Here is a 13,548-nt window from a genome sequence, read left to right as displayed (position 1 = left end):
AGCTGTATATTTCAAAGCCCGGTTATCATGACTAAGGGCAGAATCGTCCAGAGGCCTTCTATGCATTCCAGAGAGAGCCAAAACAGAAGTATGGGCTGATGAAATTACAGACACAAAAAAGCCTATGAAAGTAAGAGGCTTATTCGTAATACTTAGCGGAAAGAGAGATTCCAACCTGCGACCTTTGCAACCGCAGTGCCACGCGCTACCAAGCTGCACTACGCTCTGCTGCCTTTAATAGCCGTTACATCTTTGAAAACAGCTCAAAAACAACACTTTAAAACGATTTCCGGTAAAAATAAAAATTAGCACTTTCGGAGCTTGCGCCTATACATAACATCACCCCATTTCGTAGGATTATTACAAAAATAGGTTATGTCATGACAAATCGCAGATTATGTCATTTTGAAGGCAATTTATGTCAAAACAGGCAGGAAACGACTAGAAATGGAGGCGACCCCAGAAGCCACATCCCGGCACACGCAGCCACCACTACCGTTGCTCCCTTCCGGGCCTGGCGGGGTTCGCAGTTTAGCGTTGCGGGAGGACCTAAGGGGCCACCATAACGGCACACTCGGTTGTTAAGTAAGTGTGCTAATGCTGATGTGGTGGCTACGCCCTGATTTGAACAGGGGACCCCATCATTATGAGTGATGTGCTCTAACCAGCTGAGCTACGTAGCCTTTCCTCATCAACGGGTGCAGATTATGCCTACCTTAACGATGAAAGGCAAGCCGGATTCCGGCTTGCCGCTATCACCAAAATTGACTTATTGAATAGCAGTACGCACGGCCTCAGCACCAGGCTCGCCGTTGCGTGTGGTCACGCCGTCTAACCACTCGTCCAGCACGCCATCATTGGCCTTCAAGTAATCACGCGCGGCATCACGAGGGTCTTCGCCATCATCCATGATCGCGCTCATTAGCTGGTTTTCCATTTCCAGGGTAAACGTCATGTTGCGCAATAGCGTGCCCACATTGGGGCACTCCTCCACAAAGCCCGCACGGGTATTGGTGTGCACCGTGGCGCCGCCCAGATCTGGGCCAAAATAGTCATCGGCATCAGAAAGGTAGGCCATCTCAAAGTTGGAGTTCATGGGATGCGGCTCCCAGCCCAAAAACACCATCCACTGCTCGTTGGGTACTCGGGCGCGCAGTTCTGCCAGCATTCCCGCTTCGCTGGAATCTATTACCTGCCAATCGCCAAGGCCATAAGCGTCATCATCGATCATCTGCTCAATCATCTCGTTGCCATCGTTACCCGCCTCGATGCCGTGCAAGCTGCGATCAAACTGGTCGGCATGCTCCGCTAAATCGTTAACCGAGGTCACGCCAGCGTCGTAAACATACTGGGGCACTGCAAGGGTGTACTTCGCCCCTTCCAGGTTAGCCACCAGGCGCTCAACCTCTCCACGCTCGATATAGGGGTCGCTGATGGAAGCCATTGAGGGCATCCAATTACCCAGAAAGACATCAAAATCATTGTTGCGCATGCCTGCGTAGGCGATCGGCACGGAAACCGTATCCACGCTTGGCTCGTAACCAAGCCCTTCAAGTACTTCACTGGCTAGCGCCGTCGTCGCGGTGATGTCCGTCCAGCCCACTTCTGCAAAGCGCACGCTGCTGCACTCGTCGGCGTAAGCCACCGCTGGTAGGCCTGCTGCCAGCAATAAAGCACCTGCGTAGCGTGAAGAAGTTCTGCTCATGATCGTGGTTCCCCTTAAACGTCTGCTGCGAACACTCATTGATGGCAGAGGTCGCATCCAGTGTAAATGTCGGCGCCTTTTTATTGATTGAACGTTCAATAAAAAAATGCCATCATGGTTAGGTAATCATGCCTGCGCCTGGGTTTCAAGCATCTACCCAAGTTAGGCATTCAACGAATTAGGAGAGCGCTGTGCCAAAGGTGGGAATGGAACCGATACGCCGCCAGCAGTTGATCAACGCGACCATGGTAGCCATTGATGAAGTCGGTCTGGCAGAAGCCACCGTCATGCGTATTGCACGTCATGCGGGCGTTTCAGCGGGTATTATCAGTCACTATTTTGGCGGCAAGGATGGCCTGCTTGAGGCCACCATGCGGCAAATTTTGACCGACCTTACCAAGGCCGTGGCAGTGCGCCGCTATGCGCTGGAAGACAACGCCCCGCGTGCTCATATCGGTGCCATTATCGAGGGCAACTTTGACCGCACCCAGGTCACCGGCCCAGCCGCCAAGACCTGGTTAGCCTTCTGGGCCAGCAGCATGCATAAACCCATGCTACAGCGGTTGCAAAACGTCAATGATCGCCGCCTTTACAGCAATTTATGTCACCAGTTTAAACGCGTCATGCCCCCTACCGAGGCCCGTAACGCGGCCCGCGGCTTGGCGGCCATGATTGATGGCTTATGGCTGCGCGGCGCCCTGACGCCTGAAGGTCTTGACGCGGCAGAAGCTCGCCACCTTGCGCACACCTATCTCGACCAGCTTTTTGCTCATCATGGATGCACTACGAAAGCATCCAATATTTATAGTTAATTAACTTATTCATGGAGACCGACATGGCCGCTCAAAACATACAGCCACTCTATATTGATGGTCGCCAGGTAGACGCCACATCAGGCGACACCTTCACAGTCACCAACCCGTTTTATGGCAGCTTGCTGGCCACGATTGGTCAGGCAAGCCAAGCGGATGTCGACACGGCTGTAGAAGCCGCTCTGCGGGGCCAGCGTGAATGGGCTGCAATGACCGGCATGGAACGCTCGCGCATCTTATTGCGCGCTGTTGCGCTATTAAGAGAGCGGAATGATGAGCTTGCCGAGCTTGAAACCCGCAATACCGGCAAGCCGATCAGCGAAACGGCTAGCGTCGATATCGTCACCGGCGCAGATGCGCTCGAGTACTACGCTGGCCTAGCGCCTGCTATTCAAGGCAGCCAGATTCCCCTACGCGACAGCTCTTTCGTGTATACCCGCCGCGAGCCGCTAGGCGTAATTGGTGCGATTGGCGCCTGGAACTATCCCATTCAAATCGCCTGCTGGAAAGCCGCCCCGGCACTGGCCGCAGGCAACGCGGTGGTGTTCAAGCCCAGTGAAGTCACGCCACTCACCGTGATGAAACTGGCGGAAATCTTCACCGAGGCTGGCCTGCCCAACGGCGTGTTCAACGTGGTACAGGGCGATGGTCGCGTAGGCGCCATGCTCACTGAGCATCCTGGTATCGCCAAGGTATCGTTCACCGGCGAAGCGGGCACCGGCAAAAAAGTCATGGCCGCCGCGGCTAGCTCGACATTAAAAGACGTCACCATGGAATTGGGGGGCAAATCGCCGCTGCTGGTCTTCGCGGATGCCGACCTTGATCGCGCCGCCGATGCCGCCATGATGGCCAACTTCTACTCCAGCGGCCAAATTTGCACCAACGGAACGCGGGTGTTTGTTGAGAGCAGCGTTAAAGACGCCTTTGAAGCCAAGCTGATAGAGCGCGTCAAGCGAATCAAAGCAGGCGACCCTATGGATCCTAGCGTCAACTTTGGCCCGCTGGTCAGCTTTGAGCACCAGGAAAAAGTGCTTTCGTATATTTCTCTGGGCAAGGAGCAAGGCGCTCGCCTGCTCGTGGGTGGCGACGACTGGAATACCGGCAGCTTTGCCGATGGCGCCTGGGCCGCACCAACGGTCTTCACCGACTGCACCGACGAAATGCGCATTGTGCGTGAAGAGATCTTCGGCCCAGTGATGTCGGTGCTCGCCTTTGATGACGAAGCAGAAGTCATTCGCCGCGCCAACGACACCACTTATGGCCTTGCCGCCGGTGTCTTCAGTGAAAGTTTGAACCGCGCCCACCGTGTCATTCACCAGTTGGAAGCGGGTATCTGCTGGATCAACACCTGGGGCGAGTCTCCCTCCGAGATGCCGGTAGGCGGCTATAAAGAGTCGGGTATTGGTCGCGAGAATGGTATCGAGACGCTTAACCACTATACCCAAACCAAGTCGGTACAGATCGAGATGGGGCCGTTCGAGTCAGTGTTTTAAATCAAAGCACCACTTTTTGCGCACTAACTGACAAGGGCGCTGGGGGTGGCTTGTAGCGAGGGTCTTTTCCCATGGATGGGAAAAGTAGCGCCCAGGGATGGGTTCACAGCGCCCTCGCGTAAAGCTACCGCCAGGAAGCCCCGCCCCATCTTAGACTCGGTAATTCACTATGTCTCAACCACGCGAATTTGATTACATCATTATCGGCGCAGGCTCCGCGGGCAATGTACTCGCTACTCGCCTCACCGAAGACAGCAACGTCAGCGTACTGCTGATAGAAGCGGGTGGGCCGGACTACCGCCTCGATTTCCGCACTCAAATGCCTGCCGCCCTTGCCTTCCCGCTTCAGGGAAAGCGCTATAACTGGGCTTTCGAAACCGACCCCGAACCCTATATGGACGGCCGCCGTATGGAATGTGGCCGCGGTAAAGGCCTGGGCGGCTCCTCGCTGATTAATGGCATGTGCTATATCCGCGGCAATGCGCTCGATTACGACAACTGGGCCAAACAGCCCGGACTCGAAGATTGGGACTACCTGAGCTGCCTGCCCTACTTCAAAAAGTGCGAAACCCGCGACATTGGGCCCAATAGCTATCACGGCGGCGATGGACCGGTGAGCGTGACCACGCCAAAGTCCACTAACAACCCGCTCTATCGCACCTTTATTGAAGCTGGTAAACAGGCAGGCTACCCAGAGACTGAAGACGTCAACGGCTACCAGCAAGAGGGCTTCGGCCCCATGGACCGTTTCGTCACGCCCAAAGGCCGCCGCGCGTCCACGGCCCGGGGCTACCTAGACATTGCCAAGAAGCGCCATAACCTTACTATCGAAACACATGCCGTTACCGATGTGATTGAGTTTGAAGGTAAACGCGCCGTTGGTGTTCGCTATGAACAAAAAGGCGAAAAACAGCAGGCCTACGTACGCCGCGAAGTGTTGCTATGCGGTGGCGCTATCGCCTCGCCGCAGATTCTGCAGCGTTCAGGCATTGGCAATCCAGAACTGCTGAACGAACTGAATATCGAGACGGTTCACGCCCTGCCCGGCGTGGGTGAAAATCTCCAGGATCACCTGGAAATGTACATCCAGTACGAGTGCAAAGAGCCAATCTCACTTTACCCGGCCTTGAAGTGGTACAACCAGCCTAAGATTGGCGCCGAATGGCTATTCAATGGCACCGGCGTTGGCGCCAGTAATCAGTTTGAATCCTGTGGCTTTATTCGCAGCCGGGATGAAGAGGAGTGGCCCAATCTGCAGTACCACTTCCTGCCCATCGCCATCAGCTACAACGGCAAGAGCGCGGTGCAGGCCCACGGTTTCCAGGCCCACGTCGGCTCGATGCGCTCTGAAAGTCGCGGCCGTATCCGCCTGACGTCAAAAGATCCACATGCGGCGCCCAGCATCCTGTTTAACTACATGGCCGAAGAGAAAGACTGGCAAGAGTTCCGTGATGCTATCCGCCTCACTCGTGACATCATCGCCCAGCCAGCCTTTGAGAAGTACCGCGGTCGTGAAATAGCGCCCGGACCGGACGTGCAGTCCGACGCCGAACTCGACGCCTTCGTCAAAGAGCATGCCGAAACCGCCTATCACCCCTGCGGCAGTTGCCGAATGGGCGAAGGCGAGATGGCGGTCACCGACGGCCAGGGGCGCGTGCATGGTATTGAAGGTCTGCGCGTGGTCGACGCCTCGCTCTTCCCGGTGATTCCTACCGGCAACCTGAATGCCCCCACCATTATGCTGGCGGAAAAGATCGCCGACCACATCAAGGGTAATGAGCCGCTGCCCCGGGCGAGTGTGGACTACTATGTCGCCAACGGCGCGCCTGCCAAACGCGCCTGAACATTCAGTCTATTCGCCACTCAAAATGCCATGGCTTCACGTCATGGCATTTTTTTATATCTAACAAGGCATCCGGGTGTAAACATACCTAAAGGCTTGCATAAAACCGCGCCTATCTGCCAATATTCAAACAAGTGTTCGATTAACGCGCTCATTAACAACAGCAGGCTGTCGTTATAGGCCTGAAACAGAGAGAACTATTATGCTCACCCTACTCCTTATCGTGCTCGCCGTTGGTGGCCTGCTCGTGGTCATGCGTCGCGAAGCAGGCGCCCCCGCGGCGCTTGTGGTGCTTGGCGTATTGGGCCTTGTCGGCCTGCTGTTAGACGCTGAAGTGATCGGCGTTCTGCTATTGATTGGCGCCGCCGCTGTCGCCGTGGCAGGCCTGCCCGCCTTGCGTCGCAAATGGCTGACACCGCGCCTCTTCACCACCTTTAAAAAAGTGGCGCCCAAAGTGTCCGCCACCGAGCGCACGGCCCTGGAAGCGGGCAGCGTTTCTTGGGACGGTGAGCTATTTTCGGGCAAACCCCAGTGGGAAAAGCTGCTCGCCTTTAAAGACGAAGGCTTGCGCGACGATGAAAAAGCTTTCTTAGCCAATCAGTGTGCCAAAGCCGCTGGCATGTGCAACGCCTGGGATATCGCCCAAGAGCGCGCAGACCTGCCCCAGCAGCTTTGGGACTACCTGAAAAAAGAGGGCTTCTTCGGCATGATTATTCCGAAGGAGTACGGCGGCCTGGGCTTCTCGGCCAAAGCGCAGTCCATGGTGCTGCAAAAGCTCTCCGCCAACGAAACCCTGATGGTCACCGTGGGCGTACCTAACTCCTTGGGGCCTGGCGAGCTGTTGCTTAAATACGGTACTCAAGAGCAGAAAGATCACTACCTGCCACGCTTATCCGATGGCCGTGAGATTCCCTGCTTTGGCCTCACCGGCCCTCGTGCAGGTTCTGATGCCACGTCACTGCCCGATACCGGCGTTGTATGTAAGCAGACTATTAATGGCGAAGAAGTGCTTGGCCTGCGCCTTAACTTCGAAAAACGCTGGATCACGCTGGCGCCCATCGCCACAGTCGTCGGTCTTGCCTTCCGTCTCTTTGACCCTGAAAAGCTGCTGGGTGATGAAGAAGATCGCGGCATTACGCTGGCACTGATTCCCCGCGATACCGATGGCATGGAAATCGGTCGTCGTCACCACCCTATCGGCAGCCCGTTTATGAACGGCCCGATTATCGGTAAAGATGTCTTTGTACCGCTGGATACCATCATTGGTGGCCCGGACATGATCGGCCAGGGCTGGCGGATGCTGGTCGAGTGTCTCTCGATCGGCCGCTGCATCACGCTGCCCTCAGGCGCTACTGGTACCGCGCGCTACGCTTTGGGTTGGAGCGGTGGCTTCACTCGCGTACGTCGCCAGTTCAATGTGCCGGTGGCCGAAATGGAAGGTGTGCAAGAGCCCCTTGCCCGCATGGCAGCGCTGGCCTATATCTCCCAGGCCACCGTGTATCAAACTGCCAATATGATCGATCACGGCGAAAAGCCTGCGGTGCCCTCAGCCATTCTGAAAAGCCAGTTGACCGAATTCCAGCGCGTGCTGCTTAGTGATGCCATGGATGTTCACGGTGGCAAAGCGGTGACGCTCGGCCCGCGCAACTACCTGGGTATCGGCTACAGCGCCAACCCGGTGGCGATCACCGTGGAAGGCGCCAATATCATGACCCGCAACCTGATGATCTTTGGTCAGGGCGCGATCCGCTGCCACCCTTACGTGCTTGAAGAGCTGGCCGCAAAAGACGCCAATGACATGAAGGCGTTCGATAAAGCCTTCTTTGGTCATGCAGGCTTGATCTTTGGTAACGCCGCGCGCGCCTTTACCCTCGGCTTTGGCATCGGCAAATCCAGCGTTCCCTTTGATGGCCCAGCCACCATCTATGCTCAGGATATTGCCCGCCTTTCCGCTGGCTTTGGCCTATGTGCCGACGCAGCCATGGCAAGCCTGGGTTCAGCGCTGAAGAAACGCGAAATGATCTCCGCCCGGCTGGGGGATGTGCTTTCTAACCTCTACCTGACCTCCATGGTGCTCAAGCAGTGGCAAGCGGGCAGTAAAGTAGAAGGCGAAGAAGCGCTGCTGCACTACAGCTGTCGTTTCCTGCTTCAGCGTGCAGAACAGGCGTTCGTTGAGATTTTCGATAATCTACCCAATCGCGCCCTGGGTAAAACCCTCAACGCCGTAGTGATGCCGACCGGCCGCCGCTGGAACAAACCCCACGATGATTTGGCTCGCGATATCGCTAAGCGTGTTTCTACACACAGCGCCTTGCGTACCAAGCTGCTGGAAAACACCTGGGATGCGGATGACGGTGAGCAACGTAACCCGCTGGCGCGCTACAACGCTTTGCTGGTCGATTATGACCGCGCCGAAGCGATCTACCGCACATTGAACAAGGCGTATGCCAAAGGTGAACTCCCGCAAACGGCGCTGCATCCTGAGGCACGTGTAGAGGCTGGTCTGGAAAAAGGGCTGATCAATGAAGAAGATGCCGACTTCATGCGCACCTTTGAGGCAGAGGTGCTGGAAATGCTCACCGTGGATGATTTTGCCTACGACGCCTTTGCCAAGAACAAGTCCACGCTGATCGACCACAACGGCAAACCTGCCCCAGCGCCTAAGCAGGAGGAAACCAGCGCGAAATAACCCTCTCAACACAACAAGTCAGCCCCCTCAACAAGGCCCCAAGTGGGTAGTCTGAGGGGGCTAACAGCGTGTTTGGCCAACGCTTTACTTTTATGGAAATACTGAATCGCCTCAAACTACAGCGAAACGCCCCCCGAAGAAATGGAGTAGACCTGAATAAAAGAACCAAGTGTCAAGCACAGATAATTGTGCCGGAATTAATAACTATTTGGTTTTTTGTCTTAATTCGAAGACCAACCTGAACAGCTCGGCTTGGTATCTTGCGTCGTGAAGGGCATCGTGGTCTCCCTTCTGACTAGGATTCACAACCTTATCAATGGCGCTGGACTTGGTCTCGTGCCATGTGCATCCCATGACACCCATGAAAAGAGCTTTGATATCCAGCGCCGTGAAGCCAAATGGGTTGGTGCCCAAGTACTTAAGGAAGTAGTAGTTCACGAATCCCCAGTCAAATGGTGCATTCAGCCCTACAAATACCGGAGTGCTGTCTTCCGGTACGTTTTTGACAATCCAGTCGGCAAACTGCGACATAGCATCGACTGGTGCCAGACCGTCTTTTTCAGCCTGTATCAACGTCAGTCCTGTGACTTCTAGAGCTGAAGCAACCGATTTATCACTAATCGGCTTTAGCATGACTGAGAAAGATATCTCGGGATGATACGCCAAGCAGGCGCCTACCGTAAGCATGCTGTGCTCACCGACAACGGGGCCGGCAGTTTCAACGTCGATAGAAATAAAGACTTCTCGCTTCTTGCTCATTGAATTGCTCCGGTAATCGCTGTTAAATCACCCTTCCATCACGGGTGATGGCTCTAATTCATCAACAGCTTGATGGAAATGCTCCATCGTCAGTGGAGAATCAGGGAACGCCAAAGACACCGCAGCCGGGTATAAACGTGTCCGAATATCAGAGTATGTCCAGGTCGGCTTAGTATCTGTCGCAGCGGTCGCATTAACCAGTTTCTTGATTTCAGTAGCTGAGAAGCCCATATCACTCAAATCTTTAGTAAAAAGCTCATTTCGCTCTGCGTCGGAAGGCCGCGCGAACTCCTCGACAATCGAAGCGCGGCGAATGACCGCAGCGTCAAGAGCGGCTAGGCGATTCGTGCAAAGGATGGCAAAAATGCGTCCGCCATGCATGCGCATGTTGTCGATAGATTGTATCAGCGTGTTCACGCCCACCTTATCTTCGTGATGGCTATTGTCCTGACTGCGGGATGCGCCCAGCGAGTCGCCTTCATCAATAATCAGGAAAGCCCGGCCCTTGCCCGGACCAATGGATCTGATAATGTCTTCAAAGGCTTGGGTAATCAGAGTGCCCATTTCGCCGACTTTACCGGTGCCGCGGACTTTATTGCTCAGCTTAAAGAGAATTGCATCCTCGATGTTTGCATCACGTGCGAGGCGATTTGCAATCGCCTCGGCGTTCGCAGTTTTTCCTGTTCCAACATCGCCATGAAAAATGGCTAGAGGATACTGGTCATTCAGTAGTCCGATGACCGCAATCTGCTTTTTGTGATGTGTTTGGCTCCAGCGCTCCAATTCATTCGCCTGAAGAAGGAGCTGAAGACGCTTCCTAACGCGCTGATAGCGTGACTCAAAACCCAACAATTTCTGCGCTTGAGCATCGAGCTGGGCTGTTGGCAGGTTAGTTTTTACTTCGAATACGGATGTGTTGCTCACGAAAAATCCTCCCTATTTGTACCAAATCCATTGCTGCTATAGCCACGCCCTGCCGAGGAGATCAAGTCTTTGTGACTAGTATCGGCAGACGCGGGTACCCAAGAAACCTTCAATGGAAGATCAGCTCGCTCTTCCTCCGACGATGAGTCGGTATACCGTAACTGGAGACGAATCCGTCCACCCTTATCTTTCGGCGTCAGCGGCCACAAGACACCACCGGGCCGTTCTGTTCCCGTCGCCCCTTCGGCATGAAACTCATACTTGATAGCTCTTACCTCAGAGGAGCCGCTCATGAGCGTCACGTCGGCAAATTTGAGGTGGTTTTTCTTGGCCAGAAGTTCGATGTCGTGGGCATATTTCGCCGCGTCCTCTTCAGTCATCGCCTTGGTAGTATTGGCAATCATAATCAAATCAGCCTTAACACTACGCATGACTTTTTCAACATCGGCAACCGTGTAAGTCGTGGTGCTCGAATAAGTGCTCATCCTTATTGATCCTTGACCTTGAAACGGTTGCCGAAGATTTCCTTCCAAACCTCATTATTGTTTTCCACAGACGCGTAAGTCGCCGTTTCCCAGGTAGTTTCCGCATGTTTAGCGATAAGCTCTTGTTCGTCCTTAGTGATTCGAGATGCCACATTGTTCTCTGGACTCACCGGATCAATAATTACAACTGGATCGTTAAAGCTGACAATCGGCTTACCGGAATTTTCTGGAAAGTCTATGCGCTCACTTAGCTTGGTACGGGCGATATAAACCAAGAATTCTCTGAAGCGCCTCTCGATGCTCACGGCAGGTCCATCTGTATCGACTAGATGGGCCATAATAAGCTCTATATGGAAGGACTTCAGGCCAGGGATATCATGAAAGTGCTTCCAGCGCTTAGCCAAGCGCACCAATGTGCGAAAGTGCTTATCCTTATCCTTCCGCGTGCGAATGAACTGAATGTGGCACGGTGCACAAGTGAGGTTCCTAGCTCCGCTCTGAATATCGTATTGCCAGCCGTGGTCTAAATCCGTCCCGTGTTGCAAAACCGGTACGACGTCTACTTCTAAGCCGCTCTTAACGAATGTCACCTTTGCAGAGCGACGCTGAATTTCGAAGTCCTCAACTTTCTTCGTTGGGTAAATATCTATCAGCAAATCATGAACCTGGTTGCACAGGGCCTCATAAGACTTGCTATTTTCTTCTACGCCTGTGATGTAAAACACGATATCAATGTCTGTCGGATAGCCGTCTAATTTTTGCATAATAGTGAATTTGGCAAATGAGCCTGCCTTCACTACCTTTGTGATCTCGAGCTCTGATTTGCCTGTAATTCGCTTTTTCAGCTCGCTGATGAGATTGTCGACTTGTTTATGATATTCCGTACGCTTAGGTCCTGGAAGGCGCAAAAAATTGTGGTCGAAATATTCAAGCTCGGTGTTTGATAAAGGCATGGCTACTCCACTGATAATCCGGCACGAGAATGGCGTTTCATTTAGTCTTATAATGTCAAGCCGTTAGCTATGTAATCGGCAGTAACAGCTGCTGCAGTCTGCGCCGCCAAGAGGTGGAACCTATTATCCTTATTAGAATCCCCGAAATCGCTGATACCACGCACCATCAGGACAGGCTTACCAAAGTTAGCGCAAGCAGCAAAAAGACCCGCTCCCTCCATTTCAGCCACTTCTGTCTTACCATGAATCTCACGCAGCCCCAGGAACTTCTCTGGGTCACGAAGGAGCTTTTCGCCACTACCAACAGTGGCTGTTTTCGGCAATACCCCTTTAGCAACGGGGCCAGCCTCAACTTGGTCGGGAAACTCGATGCCCATCGCCCTATAGCTCTCCGTGAGGCGAGATACGAGGGTCGTTCTATTGGAGAGATAGGAACTTAGGTCTTGGCGAACTCGCATATTTAACCTGGTAATTTCGGGACGCACTTCGATTTCTCCGCCCTCAATAAGAGCGGCGCCTTCATAAGCGACGATTCTTTCCGCAAGGATGACCTCTCCCAGTGCACACTTGCCCCGCAGACCAGCTGCTATCCCCAACATCATCACGTTGGCTGGCCTTAGCTCGCCCAAGAGCATGGAAGTAACAGAAGCAGCGTCTACGTTGCCAGCACCCGCAAAGCACGCTACCACGCAACTAGCAGTCTTACCGCCACGTTTGGTAATGGGTGCTTTCCATACGTGGAAACCATTCTCCGTGATCGTATGCTCGGCATCTTCTGCGATACCAAATGCCTGCTTTGCTGCGGCTAACTCCACGTCTAGAGCAGTCAGCACTAGTACATCAGGTGGCAAGGCCGCAAGCCTGGACTGCTCTTCCTCATAAAAAATTTTTACGATGCGTTTGCTAATGTCGTGTAAAGATATGACAGGCTCTTGCAACGACAGAGCGGGAAGCGCCTTGACAACCTTATTACCGCTATTCGGCATGTAGTTCAGAGGATTGCTGTTGAAATTCTTCAGGACGCCAAGCGCACCAGAGCCATCTTCGCTGTTTGCGCCCAACTGCAAATCAAGTGGCAGCACCGGCAACTGCTTCTTGGCCATCTTGCGCGCGCGATCTAAAACGCCCTTTCCACCGCCCAGCACCACCATTGCAGTTGCATGCTCAATTTGCTCATCGCCGACATTGCCGCCAGTCAGCACTTCGTCGTCGAGAGAGACGAGTTCGGCGACACCTCTCGCAATCATGCTCATGAGCAACTGACGCTGTTGAGGGTTGGCCTTATTTTGGAGTCGCTCATGTGAGGCCACAATTTTTAGGCGAACCTGCGAACTGTTACCGGGAATCAGCTTGTCAACGGCCTTGGCTACCGTCCAATCAAACAGTAGCGGCTTCTCATCTGCATTGACTGGTTCCGCAGCTACATAAATCACAAAGCCACCGCCGACCTTGAGTACTTCCTCAACAAACGTATCGACAAATGCGTGTGCTCGGTCGATGAGCTCGTTCTCTGTAGTGTTTGAAATGCTGCCAGCAAGAAGGACATGGCTCGACGCCATCGTCAGGGAGTTTGTCATCTGTGGTCTCGGTTGGATTATGTGTATCTACGCGTAGCTCTCTGCGTACAACAATATTTATAGTCTTTGGCGCGGTCGATACAGCCCACGACCAAACCCTCAGAAAACTTTATACTAAATGTAAACGATTTATAACGTTTCAACGGTCTTGTTGCATAAATTATGCTTGAGCAAAACTATCCCAACCCCAAACTGGTTAACCTTACAGAAGCTGGCAACTTTGCAGACGTGGCGTGACCTGCCGATCAAGTCGGCATTGTTTTTTCCAGAGGATCACTGGATAAACGCCTACGCGTATGATGACCGGT

Annotated in this window: 10 protein-coding genes, 1 tRNA gene and 1 other RNA gene; 4 read left to right on the top strand and 8 right to left on the bottom strand. The window is 53.6% G+C overall.

What is annotated here, in order from left to right:
- Positions 1–457: 457 nt before the first annotated feature.
- The 3 genes from ffs to Q3Y66_RS08415 form a co-directional block, all read right to left on the bottom strand.
- Positions 458–554, bottom strand: an RNA gene (gene ffs / locus Q3Y66_RS08425) — signal recognition particle sRNA small type.
- Between the two features lie 52 nt (positions 555–606).
- Positions 607–683 (bottom strand) — tRNA-Met (locus Q3Y66_RS08420).
- 86 nt (positions 684–769) lie between these two features.
- On the bottom strand, positions 770–1,705 hold the full coding sequence (locus tag Q3Y66_RS08415; protein ID WP_008956649.1) for a choline ABC transporter substrate-binding protein: 936 nt from the start codon (positions 1,703–1,705) through the stop codon (positions 770–772).
- Between the two features lie 191 nt (positions 1,706–1,896).
- Here Q3Y66_RS08415 and betI point away from each other — a divergent pair, with 191 nt between their 5' ends.
- From betI to Q3Y66_RS08395, 4 genes are all read left to right on the top strand, one after another.
- Entirely contained in the window at positions 1,897–2,517 is a 621-nt protein-coding gene (gene betI, locus Q3Y66_RS08410; RefSeq protein WP_193365447.1) for a transcriptional regulator BetI, read from the top strand.
- Positions 2,518–2,540: 23 nt separating this feature from the next.
- Positions 2,541–4,010: a betaine-aldehyde dehydrogenase gene (betB, locus tag Q3Y66_RS08405; protein WP_008956651.1), complete on the top strand. Its 1,470-nt coding sequence runs from the start codon at positions 2,541–2,543 to the stop codon at positions 4,008–4,010.
- Positions 4,011–4,179: 169 nt separating this feature from the next.
- Positions 4,180–5,853 carry a choline dehydrogenase gene (gene betA / locus Q3Y66_RS08400; protein WP_008956652.1) on the top strand — a complete coding sequence of 558 codons (1,674 nt, stop codon included), beginning with the start codon at positions 4,180–4,182 and terminating at the stop codon, positions 5,851–5,853.
- A 202-nt stretch (positions 5,854–6,055) separates the two neighbouring features.
- Complete coding sequence (locus Q3Y66_RS08395) at positions 6,056–8,542, top strand: acyl-CoA dehydrogenase (RefSeq protein ID WP_008956653.1); 2,487 nt, start codon at positions 6,056–6,058, stop codon at positions 8,540–8,542.
- Between the two features lie 204 nt (positions 8,543–8,746).
- Here the strand turns inward: Q3Y66_RS08395 and Q3Y66_RS08390 are convergent, their stop codons facing one another.
- From Q3Y66_RS08390 to Q3Y66_RS08370, 5 genes are read right to left on the bottom strand one after another with little or no spacing between them, the layout of a single operon-like run.
- Positions 8,747–9,301: a 3'-5' exonuclease gene (locus Q3Y66_RS08390; RefSeq protein WP_008956654.1), complete on the bottom strand. Its 555-nt coding sequence runs from the start codon at positions 9,299–9,301 to the stop codon at positions 8,747–8,749.
- A gap of 27 nt (positions 9,302–9,328) precedes the next feature.
- Positions 9,329–10,225 carry an ATP-binding protein gene (locus Q3Y66_RS08385; RefSeq protein ID WP_008956655.1) on the bottom strand — a complete coding sequence of 299 codons (897 nt, stop codon included), beginning with the start codon at positions 10,223–10,225 and terminating at the stop codon, positions 9,329–9,331.
- The gene (locus tag Q3Y66_RS08380; RefSeq protein ID WP_008956656.1) at positions 10,222–10,710 is read right to left on the bottom strand and encodes a hypothetical protein; all 489 of its coding nucleotides are present in this window, start codon (positions 10,708–10,710) and stop codon (positions 10,222–10,224) included. Before Q3Y66_RS08380 ends, Q3Y66_RS08385 begins: the two co-directional genes overlap by 4 nt.
- A gap of 2 nt (positions 10,711–10,712) precedes the next feature.
- Positions 10,713–11,663 carry a CBASS oligonucleotide cyclase gene (locus Q3Y66_RS08375; RefSeq protein WP_008956657.1) on the bottom strand — a complete coding sequence of 317 codons (951 nt, stop codon included), beginning with the start codon at positions 11,661–11,663 and terminating at the stop codon, positions 10,713–10,715.
- Between the two features lie 47 nt (positions 11,664–11,710).
- Positions 11,711–13,240, bottom strand: a complete 1,530-nt coding sequence (locus Q3Y66_RS08370; protein WP_008956658.1) for a phosphorylase — start codon at positions 13,238–13,240, stop codon at positions 11,711–11,713.
- Between the last annotated feature and the right edge of the window lie 308 nt (positions 13,241–13,548).

The organism is Halomonas sp. HAL1 (assembly GCF_030544485.1).
Classification (GTDB): domain Bacteria; phylum Pseudomonadota; class Gammaproteobacteria; order Pseudomonadales; family Halomonadaceae; genus Vreelandella; species Vreelandella arctica.
This window is presented reverse-complemented; position numbering and strand designations above follow the sequence as displayed.